A 16,302-nucleotide genomic window follows, 5' to 3' on the forward strand; every position below is an offset into this window, starting at 1 on the left:
AACTCTCCAAAAAGTAGTTTGACTAGCTCTTGTTTAAAACTTTAGAATTAACGTTGGCACTTCGATTTGTTTAGTTTTCAAAGATCATTTTGTTTCGTTCGCCTCGTTCAGAAGCGACTTTATTAATATAACATTTCCAGATGTTTAAGTCAACATCTTTTTTGAAAATTTATCGCTGCCGTTTCCAGCGTTATCGGCGTTGTTCAGCAGCGACGTTTATTAATATACCACCCGTTACCGACCAGGTCAATAACTTTTTATGAAAGTATACGTTCTGTGGAAAATCCCTTTTCCTTTTGTCTCTATTAAGTGAATGCCAACAAACTGTTTCTCAACCAGAAACTCAAGCAAAATGTTGAGGTCTACACTGTAGTACGCAATCTCCTCGTGCGACAGAAGCTCCGAAAAATGCCAATACTCCCTCTCTTCCAATATAGAGAGTAAGTGTGCCGCTCCTACGTCAGCTTTAGAATGAATCAGGAAATCACTTGCGAGAAAAAGAAGTTCAAGTCTTTTATTTAGAGGCTCTCCGCTGTCAATCAGCTCCTGGTAGAGCTTATAAACCTGCGGTTCAATTTGCTTCACTTGATTCCATACAGTAATTTCGGGGTAAAACCCCTGATCGATTACTTCAAGTCTTGCCAGATGGTGCAGTGCATGAACGATATGATTATATGCGTCCAGATACTGTTTTGCTTCAAAAAATGTTTTCCCTTCAAAATAACGCCGGATCAGTTTGCCGTACTCCATGACAATTTTAAGCTTTCGCTCAGAAAACGGGAATGTGCTCAGTCTCTCAACCAGCTGGTATAAATATTCATTCCGGTCAAATAAAACCTTCCCGTTTAATACCCAGTCAATGATCCTCCTGTTCGTTCCAAGCATAAGCCATTCGCTGATCTGCTTTTCCGTTACAATATGAAGCGAGGCTTTTTGTCCGCTGAATTCATAATGTTTCATATGTACAGGAACTTCTGCAGATCGGACAATTATCAGTAACGCTGCATCGAACATGTCCGTTGCGGGAGACCTCTGGTTCTTTCTTTCAATCATGATGACTGCAAGCGTATCGGGATGGCTTGCCCGTTCCTGATATATGGGACGGAGAGTGTTTTCCATCTTAAAAATTCCTCCAAGTACAAAATTGATTCGTGTCTTACTTCTACATTTTTTTCTAATACCCTTTTTCGACATATATTTATCCCTCTAAAGGATTAAATTCATTTCATTCACAAGGAAGAATTTCCGGGATTATTGGAGATTTTTTCAATATTTTATCCTTTGACCTGTGCTATATTTAGTATAAGGGGATGATGGGATGGCTCGAGCTTACTCAAGTAAAATTAACAAAATCAGAACGTTCGCTCTAAGCTTGATTTTTATAGGATTCTTTATTATGTATTTGGGGATCTTCTTCAGGCAGTCCATAATTGCGATGACTGTTTTTATGGTTCTCGGTCTGCTTTCCGTTCTTGCAAGCACCGTCGTTTACTTCTGGATTGGCATGCTTTCAACAAAGGCCGTCAAAGTTGTCTGCCCATCCTGCGGCAAGCCGACTAAAATTTTAGGAAGGGTCGATATGTGCATGCATTGCAGGGAGCCGCTTACGCTTGATAAGCAGCTGGAGGGAAAAGAATTTGATGAAGGATACAATACCCGCAGAAAAGCAAAAAAAAGCTGACAAGCATCGCCTGTCAGCTTTCTTAATGGATTTTCTTCTGTACGCATCCGCTGCATTCTCCGTAAATCTCCATCCGGTGATGACTCACTTTGAACCCTGTAACATGCGCTGCCAGGTGCTCAACCTCATCAAGGCCCGGGTAGTGAAAGTCCACGATTTTTCCGCAGGATTCACAGATCACATGATAATGCTCGGTCGTCACAAAGTCAAAACGGCTGGAGGAATCTCCATAGGTTAACTCTTTTACGAGTCCCACTTCCTTAAAGACGCGAAGATTGTTGTAAACCGTTGCCACACTCATATTTGGAAACTTACCTTCCAATGATTTATAGATATCGTCTGCTGTAGGATGGTTCATGGATTGAATAAGATATTCCAAAATGGCATGACGCTGCGGGGTAATCCGGACTCCGGTTTGCTTAAGTGTGTCGATCGCTTCCTTGAGCTGATGTTCAGACATCCGCCATGCACCTCTCTTCCGAAAAACATTCTCACATTGTAATATTTATAATTAGTGTACTCTCCAAATTGAAGTTTTGTCAATGCTTGTGCTGCTAGGAATTCTTCACTCAGCTTTTTCAAAAAAAAATGTGCAGAATCAGATTCTGCACCAAGACCGCACTAACTTTTTGAGGAGGTTATGCCTTCCTTCATACTATATACACCTTGCGATCTTTTGGAGTGGACGGACGCCCCCTTTCCAAATTATTTTCTAAATTTGGAAATTTATTGTGCATTTCTGATATTAAAGTGATATCATAATGATATAAAGATATAGGGAGTCATCTTAATGGCTGAGAAAAAGATCTGGAAGGTTAATGGCTTTATTGGGATTGTCTTGTTTTTGGTTTTCAGCGGAATTGCATTGTTTTTCTTCAACATTCAGGAGGAGACTGGCGAACTGGTCGGAATCGGCCTGGCCATTGCATTTCTGCTTATCGGGATGTTAATGCTGAGCGGATTGACGATTGTCCAGCCTAATAAAGCTCACGTATGTACGTTCTTCGGAACTTATTGCGGTGTGATAAGAGAGCAGGGCTTCTGGATGACCATTCCACTAACGATCCGAAGCGGCATTTCGCTGAGAGCCGTAAACTTTAACAGCGAAAAATTAAAGGTTAATGACTTCGAAGGGAATCCCATCCAGATTGCAGCTGTTATCGTATACCGTGTTCTCGACCCTGCTAAGGCGATGTTTGATGTTAATGATTATGTAGAATTCGTAAAAATCTAAAGTGAAACAGGCATCCGCCACATCGCTACACAGTATCCGTATGATAATTTCTATGGCGATGACGGGATTTCACTCAGGAAGAATAGCGATGAGGTGGCAGACCAGCTCGCAGATGACCTTCAGAGAAGACTTCATGTCGCTGGAGTTGAAGTCATTGAAGCAAGAATTATGCATTTGGCCTATTCTTCTGAGATTGCTTCAGCTATGCTTCAGCGCCAGCAGGCATCCGCTGTCCTTGCAGCAAGAAAAGTCATTGTGGACGGAGCTGTCGGTCTGGTTAAATCAGCCATTGACCAGCTTGCTGAGGAGGGCGTGGTAGAATTAGACGAAGAGAAAAAAGCTCAAATGGTGAATAACTTGATGGTCTCCCTTGTTTCCGAAAAAGGAATGCAGCCGATCGTCAACTCAGGAAGCATTTATTAGGTTGTGATGAAATGAAGCGAAAAAACTTCCCTTTAAGAATCGACCCAGAGCTCTACAAGGCTTTGGAAAAATGGGCAGACGATGAAATTCGAAGTGTAAATGCCCAGATCGAAATTATTCTGAAGGAAGCGGTTAAGCGCGCTGGACGCGGCAAAAAAGAAGAAGAATGATAAGAACCGGACGCGAATGCATCCGGTTCTCTTTAATTATTAGGAAGAAGCTGATCACTATACCAATAATATACGTAATCAGTCATTAGGGAGGATTCATCCAGCTGATGCAGCATTGCTGAAATGTTGCCTCTGTGATACGTGCTGTGATTTACGATATGAAAGACGATTTCTGCCAGACTGGTCTCTCTTTTACCGGCGTATGGATTGTTAAGGATAATTTTCTTTTCCAAGTCAGTATTGGAGTCAAAGAAAGTTTGAAAACGAGCGTTTAAAGCCTGGAACTCCTTCTCAATTTCACTCAACGATTGTTCTCCAAGTTTTTCACGAAGGTTAATGGCCTCATTCATCGCAGCCTCCATTTCCTTTCCTTCCAGCACTAGAAGCCATAAATATTCAGTTGCATAGATATGAACCATCGTCGCAGAAACAGAGGGAAAGGTGCTTTTTATTTCCTTATTGAAGATTTCATGGGGCAAGGTCTTTAAATGGTCCAAAATCCGCTGATGTGCCCAAAAATTGTATTCATAAAGCTTTTTCGGATGGTTCTCCATCAAAATCGCCTCCTGACTATTCACGTAGTACCAATTCGTTTTATGCGCAAGAAATTCCTTCCATTTTTCCATTTTAGTTGTGGAATTTAATAAAAAAAAGCCTGAGAACCAGTCTCCCAGGCTTAGCCATATTAATTAGACTCGCTCTTTATAAATTCCAGAGCTTCCTCCACATGGTCCTTCACTTTGACTTTTTTCCATTCTTTAATGATCTTGCCTTCAGGGTTGATAATAAAAGTAGAGCGTTCAATACCCATGTATTCTTTTCCGAAGTTCTTTTTCAGCTTCCAGACACCATATGCTTCCGATACTTTATGATCCTCATCGGCAAGCAGATGAAAAGGAAGATCATATTTGTCTCTGAATTTATCATGCTTATCTGCAGGATCCGGGCTCACACCGAGAATCACCGCATTAACATTAGAAAATTCATTGTGGCGGTCGCGGAAATCACAGGCCTGCGTGGTGCATCCTGGTGTCATGTCCTTTGGATAAAAATAAAGAACTACATATTTTCCTCTGTAATCGGACAGCCTAACCTTTTCGCTGCCGGCTGCATTCAGTTCAAATTCAGGAGCTTGAACTCCAACTTCAATACTCATGTTTTCCCCTCCAAATATAATGACTATTTAGAGCGTACCCAAAACAAGGAGTTCGTACAACTATTTCGCGTTTTTATCAATTTCAAGCACTGTCCTCGCCACTAAAATAACAGGGAGCATGTAGCCGACCAGCGCTTCGATTACAGCCAGCAGCCTCCCTGCTCCTACCGGAATTATTTCCCCGTAGCCAACAGAAAAAAGGGTGACCGCGCTGAAATAAAGGCTTGTATTCAGATGCTCAAGGTAATCACCTTCAATTGGTTCATTGCCCTGGGTCAGCACACCCTGACCCGTTTGAATAAAAAGAAGGTACAGCATTGCAAACCCTATTAAAATCGATAAATATAAAAACGCGATCACGACAATCGTCTCGCGGGAAAGGAATTGCTGTTCAGCAAACGTTTTTGCCGTAATTCTCACAGACATCAGCAAACAGACAATGGTAGCTATGGCCATCAGAATTTCCATCGGACCCTCCATGATTGTCCTTTTTGAATGTATATGCAGGAGGGACGGCTTTTTATGTATAAATCAAAGACCGGCCATTCCAGCAGCCGGTCTTGCCAATCCTTGCTATCTCTTTTTAACCTTTTTGCCGATCAGCTTGTACAGCTTTTCCCATTCAGGAGCTTTTTTAGGATCTTCCTTTGACTGTTCTTTTTTCCTGGCCATGGCGGGCGCTCCTTTCCATGTTTGCTCAGTACCATTCTGCTTGAAAGCTCTTTTCAATTGTTCTCCGGATTCAGACGGTCCCTGAATTTCTCGATTCGCATCCGTGTCTGCACGAGCCTAGTTCCCGGCTCCCCGGTACTGCTTAACGCCCTGGTTCCATACAAACACTGCTATTGCGAAGAACACAGCGCCAACGACCGGAGTTAAAAACGCGTAGCCATACCATTCCTCTTTTCTCAAGAAGTAGGCAGCCGGATACATTCCGACAAAGGCAAAAGGCAGTACCCAGGTCAGAACAAACCGGATCGCTCTATTGTAGATATCAACAGGATACCGCCCGTAGTTGCCGATATTGTACATCATCGGCATGATGGATGTCCTGGAGTCTGAGTAAAAGCTGATGCTTGCAATCATAATAAAAATACCTGCGTAAACAAATACCCCTCCTATGATAAAAAGAAGGAATACAAAGGGGTCATGCCAGTAAAATGGCAGGTCAAGCCGGAAGCCTGCATACATCATAACGGCAAACCCCGTGACCGCTCCGAAAAGGGATTCAAGCTCCATCCTTTCAAGCGTCACCTGAAACAGGCTGTGGATTGGCCTTGTTAAGATCCGGTCCATTTCCCCCTTTACAATATATCGTTCATTAAAATCCCATATGTTGAAAAATGCCCCGAATACGGCAAACGGAATGAGAAAAAATCCATAAATAAAGATGATCTCATCCTGGCTCCACCCAACCAGCGACTGCGTATGGCCGAATACGACAAGGATGAAGATCAGGTTGACTGCCTGGAAAAGGAAATCTGACAGGATTTCAACCAATACATCGGCTCGGTACTGCAATCTTGTTTTCAAATATTGTCCTGCATATTGAATAAACATGGATACGTAATACATGGCTTACCCTCCCTGGATGACCATTTGCTTTTTTGCCAGTATCCACAGCAGCTGGATCGGAATGAGGAGGAGCAGGGCCCAGATTCCCTGATAAAGAATAGCCTGGAACAGCTCATTTCCTTTATACGCTTCCGTAAAAATCATATTCGGAACATAGCTGATCGCCTGGAACGGAAAATACTGCATCACATTCTGTGCCCAGCCCGGGTAAAAGCTGATTGGAAGCAGCAGACCTGAAAACAAATCCACCGCTACTCTTTTTGCCCGGATCAGCCCGTCATTATTAAATAGAAAGAACGTCATGATTCCGGTAAGCAAATTGATTTGGGTATTGATGATGAAACTGAACACAAGTGACAAGGCGAAGAAGGCCCACGTGGACGCTCCCCCCGGAAACTCAAGCGGAAATACGAATGCAATGAAAATCATACCCGGCATCGAGAAGAACAGCAGCCGGAAGACACCTTCACCAAACGCCTGCATCGTTTTCATTCCAAGGTAGTGATAAGGACGGAGCAGCTCCACAGCTACCTTGCCTTCCTTGATTTCCAGAGCAATTTCTCTGTCAATGTTATTAAAATAAAAAGCTCTTGCCATCCAGGCGACTGCTACATAGGTTGACATCTGCAGGACGCTGAGGCCCTGAATATCTGCTTTATCCCCGTAAATGGCCGACCAGAGGAAAAAGTAGGCGCCAATATTGATGCTGTAGATGAGGATCCCGCTGTAGTAGTTGGTTCTGTAGGCAAGCATCATCAAAAAGCGGATGCGGACCATTTCCATGTACTTATCCATAATTTCGCACCCGCCTCATGTCAAAACTCTCTTCTCAGGCTGATAGCCTCTTTCATAAATTTGACGGATGATTTCTTCTGTAGAAACTTCGTGGATGCTCATATCCAGTACTTTCTTCGCTCCGACTACGCGGCCGATCAGCTCGGACATACCCGCTTCCTGAGCTGTAAGCAGAGCAGTCCAGCTATTTTCACTGTTTTGCTGCCAAAAAACGTCCAGCTCCTCTGACAGCTCCTTAAGAGATGCGGAATCCACAGGCTCACTGAATTGAAACTCGATTTTTTTTCCCTCACCGAAGTCCTGGCGAAGATGGGCGAGCGCCCCGTCGTATATGATCTTTCCATTATCGAGCATAATCACCCGCTCACACAGAGCTTCAATGTCTGATAAATCATGGGTAGTGAGGAGGATGGTCGTTTTATATTTTTCGTTCATTTCCTTTAAAAACTGGCGGATTTTCAGTTTTACGAGAACATCCAATCCGATGGTCGGCTCGTCTAAAAAAAGGAGGGGCGGGTTATGAATGAGTGCCGCAGCAAGCTCGCACCTCATCCTTTGCCCAAGAGACAGCTTTCTTACCGGCTTATCAAGGAGCGGCCCGATATCAAGGGACTCGATGACATGCCCCATATGATTTTTGTAATCCTCATCAGACACTTTGTACACTTTTTTCAGCAATCGGAACGATTCCTGCACGGCGATATCCCACCATAGCTGGGATCGCTGTCCAAATACAACCCCGATGGAGCTCACAAATTTTTCACGCTGTCTATGGGGATCCATCCCATTAACTCTCACCGTTCCGGCCGTGGGGTTCAGAATGCCGGTCAGCATTTTAATCGAAGTGGATTTTCCTGCTCCGTTTTCACCAATATAACCGACCATCTCCCCCTGCTTAATCGTAAATGAAAGATCGTCGACAGCCTGGATCACCTTATAATTCCTGGTGAATAAATCTCTAAAAGCGCCCCCTAAGCCTTCCCTGCTGGAGTACGCTTTAAATTCTTTTCGAAGGCCTTCAGTTTCAATGACATTTTTCATTTTGCACGTTCCCTTCATAATGACTGCCAAAGATAGTGTAGCTTATATCCCCCAAACTTTGAAGGAATTCATCTTCTACGGAAAGAATAAATTGCTGATACCCGTATCCTTTTGATCCTCCCAGCCGTTTATTATACAAAGGTGCACCTTTAAGGAGTGAAAACGATGGCCAAAAGCAGCGCTGCCCGTTTTGGAAAGAAAGACTTTAATGAAATATATCTTTCCCTATACAAATACTGTTTGATGCTGACCCGTAATAAATGGGATGCCGAGGACTTAGCCCAGGCAACAATCTGCAGGATTCTGGAAAAAAATAATGACCTTTCGAACGATCTGCCTCAAGCATTTTACAATAAAGCCGCACAGCATTTGCACATCGACTGTTTCCGTAAGCAAAAACGGGTGATAACCGGATTTACACCAGATGATCGTGTCGAAGAAATAATGGAGAGCAAAGCCGCAGAGCTCAGTGAGTGGGTTGCCTCTGTGATGTCAGTGAAGCAGGCAGCGGTCTTCGTACTAAAGGAAGCTTTGCTTTTTAAAAATGAAGAAATCGCAGAACTGACTGGATTGACCCTGCCTGCTGTAAAAGCCCTTTTATTCAGAGCGAGACAGCACACGATGAGGGAGGACCCTGCGGATTTGGATGAAGAATTGGCTGCTGCCATCAGCCGGACTCTGACCGAAGAGAATCCGCAGCCTCTATTAAAGCTGCTGACCCTTGTTCCGAAACAATCAAGCGGCCCGATGGCAAAAATAGCCGCATAATAATGGAGGAACACATAATGAATATTATCCCTTATGTGGTGGAGCAATCAAAGCTTGGCGAACGATCCTATGACATTTATTCAAGACTGCTGAAGGACCGGATTATTATGATCGGTGATGAGATTAATGATCACACGGCCAACAGCATTGTAGCCCAGCTGCTGTTTTTAGCCTCTGAGGACCCGGAAAAAGATATTTCTCTCTATATAAACAGTCCTGGCGGCTCCATCACCGCGGGATTTGCGATCATTGACACAATGGACTATATTCAGCCGGATGTGAAGACGATTTGCATAGGAATGGCAGCTTCCATGGGAGCGATGCTGCTGCTTTCAGGAAAAAAAGGAAAAAGGTACGCGCTTCCGAACAGCGAGGTCATGATCCATCAGCCGCTTGGCGGTGCACGCGGCCAGGCATCCGATATTGAAATTACCGCGAAGCGGCTGCTGCACACAAAGCAGATCATCAACGAAAAAATTGCAGAAAAGACCGGTCAGCCAATGGAAAAAGTGGCAAGAGACTCAGACCGCGATTACTTCTTGACTGCTGCAGAAGCGCTTAAATACGGCATTGTCGATGAAATCATTACCAAGTAGGTGAACAGTAATCCTCCTAAAAAAGTGCTAGAATGAGAGAGCAAACTTTTTTAGGAGGATGATGTATGCAATTCACCAAATCTGAAGAACTTCAAAAAGAAGCACTTGAACATATAGTCGGAGGCGTAAACAGCCCTTCCCGATCCTATAAAGCTGTCGGCGGCGGAGCCCCTGTTGTTATGGAGAGAGGAAAAGGGGCACACTTCTGGGACGTTGACGGAAACAAATACATAGATTACCTGGCAGCCTATGGGCCGATCATTACCGGCCACGCCCATCCGCATATTACAAAAGCCATTTCAAAAGCAGCTGAAAACGGGGTTCTGTTCGGAACCCCTACTCCATACGAAATCGACTTTGCCAAGAAGCTGAAGAAGGCCATGCCGAACATGGAGAAGGTGCGTTTCGTCAATTCCGGAACAGAGGCGGTCATGACCACCATCCGTGTAGCCCGTGCCTACACAGGCAGGGATAAGGTGATCAAATTTGCCGGCTGCTACCACGGCCACTCCGACCTTGTGCTTGTAGCCGCAGGCTCAGGGCCAGCAACCCTGGGAACACCTGATTCGGCAGGCGTGCCAAAAAGCATTGCACAGGAAGTCATCACCGTTCCGTTTAACAACATTGAGCCGTTCCGGGAGGCGATGGAAAAATGGGGAAGCGAAATCGCAGCAGTCCTCGTAGAACCAATTGTCGGCAACTTCGGAATTGTTGAGCCGCATCCCGGATTCCTGGAACAAGTCAATGAAATCACACATGATGCAGGCGCACTTGTCATTTACGATGAAGTCATTACAGCATTCCGGTTCATGTATGGCGGAGCACAGGATATGCTCGGTGTTGCCCCGGATTTAACCGCACTCGGAAAAATCATCGGGGGCGGACTCCCAATCGGTGCTTATGGAGGCAAAAAAGAAATCATGGAAACAGTCGCTCCGCTCGGCCCTGCCTATCAGGCCGGAACAATGGCCGGAAACCCCGCTTCCATCCTTTCAGGAATTGCCTGTCTGGAAGTATTGGAAAAGGAAGGCGTCTATGAAGAGCTGGACCGGCTTGGTGCGATCCTCGAGGAAGGCATCTTAAAAGCTGCTGCTGAACATAAAGTCACAATTACAGTAAATCGTCTGAAAGGGGCCCTCACCATCTACTTTACAGATGAAAAAGTAGAAAACTACGAGCAGGCCGAAAACACAGATGGCGAGATGTTCGCCCGCTTCTTTAAAGAAATGCTCCATCAGGGAATCAATTTAGCCCCTTCTAAATACGAAGCGTGGTTCCTGACGACTGAACATACGGAACAAGATATCCGCCAGACACTGGAAGCTGTAGAAAAAGCATTCAAAGCACTTAGTAAATAATCAGAACCGGCCGGCTTCTAATTGAGCCGGCCTTTTTAATAGATTCGGGCCAGCTTTGACTGGTTGCGGGCCAACTTCACCCGGTTACGGGCCAACTTTGGATAAATACGGGCCAACTTCAGCCGGTTGCGGGCCAACTTTGAGCAAATACGGGCCAACTTCAGCCGGTTGCGGGCCAACTTTGGACGAATACGGGCCAACTTCACCCGGTTGCGGGCCAACTTTGAGCAAATACGGGCCATTCGACAATATTCTTCTTACGTAATCCGTTCCCTTCACAGATTCCCTATGAATAAAAATACATGATTATTCAATCCTCCAGCTTAAAATGATTATGAATCTTTTTATCTGCAGCAATGAAAACGCTTACTACTCCATACAAATTGGGATTTGGAGAATATATGCCAATGTCGTTGACGTGCATGCTCTCCTCATCTTTTTGCATAAATAATTGAAAATGTCTTTCCAAGATGATATGATAAAAGCTACAATTCTGAAAATTATATATATTCAATATAGGCAAATCCTTTCTTGTGCAATAATCTTTTCTTATCTCCGTCTCACTATTTACACTCTAAAATTCTCTTCAACTTTAGTTAAAATCTTCAACATTTATCAGCAGGAGGTGAAGGCGCGGCGAGCGGAATGAAAGAATTCCCTCGGAGGCAGCCGACAAGTATGAACCAAAAATGGTGTCCAAGTCTATTTCAAAACTATGAAAATGCTGAGCATGATGCATGCGGAATCGTATCCATTGTAGAGAAACACAAAATTCCTACAAAAGAAAACATCGATGCCTGTATACAGGCTCTCGTAACGATGAATCACCGTGCAGGTTTTATTAATGAAGAAGGCGATGGCGTTGGGATTCATATCGATATCCCTCGTAAACTATGGAAAAAGAAGCTTGAAAAAGCCGGTTTAGATCCGGCGTTGTCAGACAGAGATGATTTTATCGTTGGTCATTTCTTCTTGTCCCGGCACGGCAGCCAGGAGGAAACGAAGAGCGCAGCGAAAAAGCATATCGCTTCCTATGGTTTTGAAGTTGTCTATGAATCAGACAAAGTGACATCCACTGACGCGTTAGGTCCAATTGCAGTTCAGGAGGAGCCTCTTTTCTGGCAGGCTGCCTTGATCCCTTCAAAAGAATCAAATGAAACATTGACAAAGCGTTTATTTGATTTGGCAATCGAGCTTGAGAAGGATGAGCATATCCATGCCTCTTCATTAAGCCAGCACGCAGCTGTATACAAGGTTATGGGCGCAGGTGATATTTTGCCTCTGTACTATCACGATCTGGCGGATCCCCTCGTAGCGTCCTCTATGACTTTGGGGCATAACCGGTACTCAACAAATACGCTGTCAAACTTTTTCAGGGTTCAGCCGTTCAGCATGCTCGGACACAATGGAGAAATCAATACGATCGCCAAGCTTCGAGATGAAGCACGCATGATTGATGCGCCCCTTACAATCGGAGGAAGTGATTCCCAGGATTTGAACCGTACTCTTGAAACCTTTGTTTGCAGGGACGGCTACAGCCTTTTTGAAGCACTGGATGTCCTGTTCCCGCCAATTATCAATGAAATGAAAGCATATCCTGACCATCTGAAAAATCTATATGCGTATATCCGTGAAGCCTGGGGACATTTTGCCCAAGGGCCGGCCGGCATTATTTCCCGCTTTGGAGATGAAGCCGTCTTCAGTGTTGATGCACTCGGACTGCGCCCACTTTGGAAGGTTGAAACGAAAACCTCTTATATTTTCGCGTCTGAGCCGGGAATTATCCCGGCGAGCCAATATATGGCGAATCCAAAGCCTTTGGCACCTGGTGAAAAGGTCGGGCTGAAATGGGACGAAGATTCAATAAAGGTATACGATTACCCTGCCTATCAGGAGGAAGTACACAGCCGCTTTACGAAACGCATACAAGTAAGCGGGTTCGGCGGACACCTTGCCTATCCATCTTCCAATGAGAAGTGCTCCACTGCTCCGGTCATGAAGCTTCATAATGGCCATTATGCTGCATTCGGATGGGACAGAGAGCATATTCAGCTTCTTGAGCAAATGGCGGAAAAAGGGGTTGAACCGATTCGTTCTTTGGGACATGATGGACCGCTTGCCGCCATTCATCCTGGGAGAAAAAACCTGGCGGACTTCTTTAAAGAAAGTGTAGCCGTCGTTACAAATCCGGCTATCGACCGCGATCGGGAATCCGAGCATTTTTCAACGAGAACGATTGTCGGCAAACGTCCGTCTCTTTTTGAAGCAGAAGCTGGCCATCATATATTGGAGCTCCCCTCCCCAATCATCCTGGAGGGCCTTCTTGCCCATGAGGCAGCCGATGCAACAGAACAGCTTCCTTATGAAGAACTTACGGACCATTTTTCCAAAAATAAGCAGCTCTATGTTCTGAACATCGTCTATAGTGAACAAGAAACACTGAAAGAAGCGCTTGACCGTTTAACAGCTGAAGCCATTCAAGCTGTACAGGATGGGGCTGCCCTTCTCGTATTGGACGACCGCCTTTCACATCAAGATGGAAATCTCTGGATCGATCCGCATTTGATTACATCTGTCATTGATCAATCTCTTGTTTCGATGCAGCTGCGCAGGAACTGCTCCGTTCTTTTGCGTTCCGGCTCGATTCGGTCGCTGCATGATATTATTACTGCTTACGGACTTGGCGCAAATATCCTGAATCCATATATGGTTTTTGCGACTGTGGCGGAAGATGGACAGACTAAACCTTCTATTAATCTGTTTGAGGCCTTGAACAAAGGGTTGGAAAAGGTCATTTCCACTATTGGTATTCATGAGCTGCGCGGGTATGGCAGGCTATTTTCAGCAATCGGCTTAAATCATGAAATTGGCGATTTGCTCGATATTCCGAACTTTCTCGGCTCAAGCGAACTGCGCTACAGCTTTGACCAAATGAAAACGGACGCAAAAGAGCGTGCAGAGGACTTTACAAATGAGAAAGCCCGTCCGACTAAAACGTTCCATCTGTTCCCGAGGATATGGAAAGCGATAGGTGATGTAGCGTCAACCGGAGACTATGATGCCTACCGGGAAAAAATCACAGAGCAGGAGGAAGCGAATCCGATTGCCATCCGCCATTTAACGAGCCTTAAAAAAGTTCAATCCAATGTCCGTCCTGAAAAGGTTGATTTAAAGGTTGGAGAGCATGATCTGCCATTCGTCATTTCATCTATGTCGTTTGGCTCCCAAAACGAAATCGCCTTCCGTGCTTATGCGGAAGCGGCCGATCAGCTCAACATGATCAGTTTGAACGGAGAAGGCGGAGAAATTAAAGATATGCTTGGGAAATATCCGAAAACACGCGGACAGCAGGTTGCTTCCGGCCGATTCGGAGTGAATGCTGAGCTCTTGAACTCATCCAATCTTCTGGAAATCAAAATTGGGCAGGGCGCTAAACCCGGGGAAGGCGGACACCTGCCAGGATCAAAAGTTACGGCTAAAATCGCCGAAGCCCGGAACGCAACCATTGGATCGGACTTAATTTCTCCGTCCAACAACCATGATATTTATTCGATTGAAGATTTGGCGCAAATGATTACAGAGCTGAAAACGGCTAATGACCAGGCACTTGTTGCTGTAAAAGTTCCTGTTGTGCCGAACATCGGAACAATCGCGGTCGGCATTGCTAAAGCAGGCGCAGACATCATTACACTCAGCGGATTTGACGGCGGAACGGGCGCTGCAAGAATTCATGCTCTTCAATACGTAGGGCTTCCGGTAGAGATTGGTGTCAAGGCAGCGCATAACGCGCTTCTTGAAGCAGGGCTTCGCCAAAAGGTAGAGCTCTGGGCAGACGGCGGTGTTAAAAGCGCAATGGATGTTGTGAAGCTGATGCTTCTCGGTGCAAACCGAATCGGCTTTGGCACCCTGTCGATGATTGCCATCGGATGTACAACGTGCCGCGGTTGTCATTTGGATACTTGCCACGTCGGTATTGCGACCCAAATTGAATCGGAAGCACAAGCGAAGGAACACGGATTAAGAAGATTCGTTCCAAGACAGTATGACAATGCGGTTCAAGGACTGAAAAACCTGTTCACGGCGTTCGGCGGTGAGCTGAAGGCACTTGGGGCTTCACTCGGAGCCTCGAACCTGCAAAGCCTTGTAGGACGCTCCGATTTGCTTGAACAAACGAAAGAAAACGATGCGATGGATCTGTCCCTCCTGTTAAAGCCGCTCGAAATCCAGAACCTGGCGAACGCCCACAAGGAAGTGGCAGCAAGCAGTCATGAACGCGGGCTTGCTGTAGCAGCAGGTGCAGAGTACTTGGATTACCGCGATGAGGATCTGCACCAATCAAGAGAGTTTGGAAGCATCACCTCCGAGCAGCGTGTTCTGGGAAGCCGGGTTTCAGGCCACAGAGTCCGTGAACGGCTTGATGGCTCCTATAAAGAGCTTGAGGACATCCGTTTGACATACAAAAATGGCTCCGTTCCCGGTAACGGGCTTGGCGCCTATAATTCAAGCGGGATCACGATTTCTGTCGAAGGCGGTGCCCAGGACGGCACAGGCAAAACAGCCTTCGGCGGTGCCATTCGCGTACTGAAAGGAAGAGGCGGCGACGGCAGATTTTACAGCGGCTCTGTCGGCAAAGGCTTCGGGTATGGTGCTCAAAGCGGGACCCTCCTTGTTCAGGGAGATGCCGATGCAAGGGCCGGCATCCGGCTATCCGGTGCAGATATGATTATCGGCGGCCGGATCGAAAAAGCGATTCCCGCCGAGGAATACGGAAACATCGGAGTGAACGCCAACATTAAGGGCTTTGCTTTTGAGTATATGACAAACGGCCGCGGACTCGTTCTCGGCGATCCGGGACCATGGATTTGTGCAGGCATGACAGGCGGAGTCGTCTATGTCCGCCAGCAGGAAGAAACCGGCCTTACCCGTGCAGCACTTGAGCGGCGGGTAGCCAAAGGAGCAAAGATAGAAATCACTCCCCTTGATAAAAAAGGGCTGACTGATATTCATGAGCTTCTAGGTGTTTATATTGCTGCACTTGAAGAGCACGGCCAGCAGGCAGAGGCGGAAGAATTGAAGCCTCTGCTTGATAATCCGGCCCAGCACTTCCTGCAGCTTATACCCGCGAAGGAACAGGCGGATCCATCTGTATCAACGGAATAATGAACGTACGAAAACCGGCCTAGTGAAGGCCGGTTTTTTGAGTTTTTCCTATTTAGCGTTATACGCAAATGGAGGCCTCTGACCTCCGGTAAAGAGTAAAGCTCCGGCACCCCCTCTCCCTTACAGTGTGCCGTAAGGATTTAAACGTAAAAGTTTCCGACCCGTTGTTCAGAAAAGAAGTGCGGGGCTGGCATCGGACCTGTCCCCGCTTTCACTGCTGTACGAAAGCTCCGGCACCCTATCAGCAAGTCCTTGCGCATTTGGTCTGAATCCATTGTATTCTGAAATTGCATACAATAATCTATAAGTTAAGTTCTAGCGTACGATAGGATGAATAGCTAGTAT

The 16,302-nt window shown here is 45.8% G+C and carries 14 protein-coding genes and 1 pseudogene; 7 read left to right on the forward strand and 8 right to left on the reverse strand.

The window, feature by feature from the left end; translation table 11 throughout:
• Window positions 1-246: 246 nt before the first annotated feature.
• Window positions 247-1,119 carry a nucleotidyltransferase-like protein gene (locus tag ACQCVE_RS15300; protein ID WP_426863321.1) on the reverse strand — a complete coding sequence of 291 codons (873 nt, stop codon included), beginning with the start codon at window positions 1,117-1,119 and terminating at the stop codon, window positions 247-249.
• A gap of 199 nt (window positions 1,120-1,318) precedes the next feature.
• Between ACQCVE_RS15300 and ACQCVE_RS15305 the strand changes: the two genes are divergently transcribed.
• Complete coding sequence (locus tag ACQCVE_RS15305; RefSeq protein ID WP_426846413.1) at window positions 1,319-1,681, forward strand: YgzB family protein; 363 nt, start codon at window positions 1,319-1,321, stop codon at window positions 1,679-1,681.
• 22 nt (window positions 1,682-1,703) lie between these two features.
• On the opposite strand, the gene perR is transcribed toward ACQCVE_RS15305, so the two are convergent.
• Entirely contained in the window at window positions 1,704-2,141 is a 438-nt protein-coding gene (gene perR, locus ACQCVE_RS15310) for a peroxide-responsive transcriptional repressor PerR (protein ID WP_426846411.1), read from the reverse strand.
• A 330-nt stretch (window positions 2,142-2,471) separates the two neighbouring features.
• Here perR and ACQCVE_RS15315 point away from each other — a divergent pair.
• Window positions 2,472-3,338, forward strand: a pseudogene (locus ACQCVE_RS15315) (SPFH domain-containing protein).
• A gap of 11 nt (window positions 3,339-3,349) precedes the next feature.
• Window positions 3,350-3,508: a ribbon-helix-helix domain-containing protein gene (locus ACQCVE_RS15320; protein ID WP_426846409.1), complete on the forward strand. Its 159-nt coding sequence runs from the start codon at window positions 3,350-3,352 to the stop codon at window positions 3,506-3,508.
• 32 nt (window positions 3,509-3,540) lie between these two features.
• Here ACQCVE_RS15320 and ACQCVE_RS15325 read toward each other — a convergent pair whose 3' ends face one another.
• The 6 genes from ACQCVE_RS15325 to ACQCVE_RS15350 all read right to left on the reverse strand — a co-directional run bounded on the left by ACQCVE_RS15325 (window position 3,541) and on the right by ACQCVE_RS15350 (window position 8,075).
• Window positions 3,541-4,062 carry a DinB family protein gene (locus tag ACQCVE_RS15325; RefSeq protein ID WP_426863322.1) on the reverse strand — a complete coding sequence of 174 codons (522 nt, stop codon included), beginning with the start codon at window positions 4,060-4,062 and terminating at the stop codon, window positions 3,541-3,543.
• A 131-nt stretch (window positions 4,063-4,193) separates the two neighbouring features.
• Window positions 4,194-4,664, reverse strand: coding sequence for a thioredoxin-dependent thiol peroxidase (gene bcp / locus ACQCVE_RS15330; RefSeq protein ID WP_426863323.1), 471 nt, complete (start codon window positions 4,662-4,664; stop codon window positions 4,194-4,196).
• A 60-nt stretch (window positions 4,665-4,724) separates the two neighbouring features.
• A complete protein-coding gene (locus ACQCVE_RS15335; protein WP_426863324.1) occupies window positions 4,725-5,132 on the reverse strand; it encodes an ion channel in 408 nt (135 codons plus the stop codon).
• 321 nt (window positions 5,133-5,453) lie between these two features.
• A complete protein-coding gene (locus ACQCVE_RS15340) occupies window positions 5,454-6,239 on the reverse strand; it encodes an ABC transporter permease (protein WP_426863325.1) in 786 nt (261 codons plus the stop codon).
• 3 nt (window positions 6,240-6,242) lie between these two features.
• The gene (locus tag ACQCVE_RS15345) at window positions 6,243-7,034 is read right to left on the reverse strand and encodes an ABC transporter permease (RefSeq protein WP_426846400.1); all 792 of its coding nucleotides are present in this window, start codon (window positions 7,032-7,034) and stop codon (window positions 6,243-6,245) included.
• A 15-nt stretch (window positions 7,035-7,049) separates the two neighbouring features.
• On the reverse strand, window positions 7,050-8,075 hold the full coding sequence (locus ACQCVE_RS15350; RefSeq protein ID WP_426863326.1) for an ABC transporter ATP-binding protein: 1,026 nt from the start codon (window positions 8,073-8,075) through the stop codon (window positions 7,050-7,052).
• Window positions 8,076-8,240: 165 nt separating this feature from the next.
• Here ACQCVE_RS15350 and ACQCVE_RS15355 point away from each other — a divergent pair, with 165 nt between their 5' ends.
• The 4 genes from ACQCVE_RS15355 (at window position 8,241) to ACQCVE_RS15370 (ending at window position 15,957) form a co-directional block, all read left to right on the forward strand.
• Window positions 8,241-8,843: a sigma factor-like helix-turn-helix DNA-binding protein gene (locus ACQCVE_RS15355; protein ID WP_426846396.1), complete on the forward strand. Its 603-nt coding sequence runs from the start codon at window positions 8,241-8,243 to the stop codon at window positions 8,841-8,843.
• Window positions 8,844-8,845: 2 nt separating this feature from the next.
• On the forward strand, window positions 8,846-9,439 hold the full coding sequence (clpP, locus tag ACQCVE_RS15360; RefSeq protein ID WP_426863327.1) for an ATP-dependent Clp endopeptidase proteolytic subunit ClpP: 594 nt from the start codon (window positions 8,846-8,848) through the stop codon (window positions 9,437-9,439).
• A gap of 65 nt (window positions 9,440-9,504) precedes the next feature.
• Window positions 9,505-10,797, forward strand: a complete 1,293-nt coding sequence (locus ACQCVE_RS15365) for a glutamate-1-semialdehyde 2,1-aminomutase (protein WP_426863328.1) — start codon at window positions 9,505-9,507, stop codon at window positions 10,795-10,797.
• A 678-nt stretch (window positions 10,798-11,475) separates the two neighbouring features.
• Window positions 11,476-15,957: a glutamate synthase-related protein gene (locus ACQCVE_RS15370; protein ID WP_426863329.1), complete on the forward strand. Its 4,482-nt coding sequence runs from the start codon at window positions 11,476-11,478 to the stop codon at window positions 15,955-15,957.
• The last annotated feature ends 345 nt before the right edge of the window (window positions 15,958-16,302 follow it).

The sequence above is a fragment of the Metabacillus sp. 113a genome (assembly GCF_050107635.1).
Lineage (GTDB): Bacteria > Bacillota > Bacilli > Bacillales > Bacillaceae > Metabacillus_B.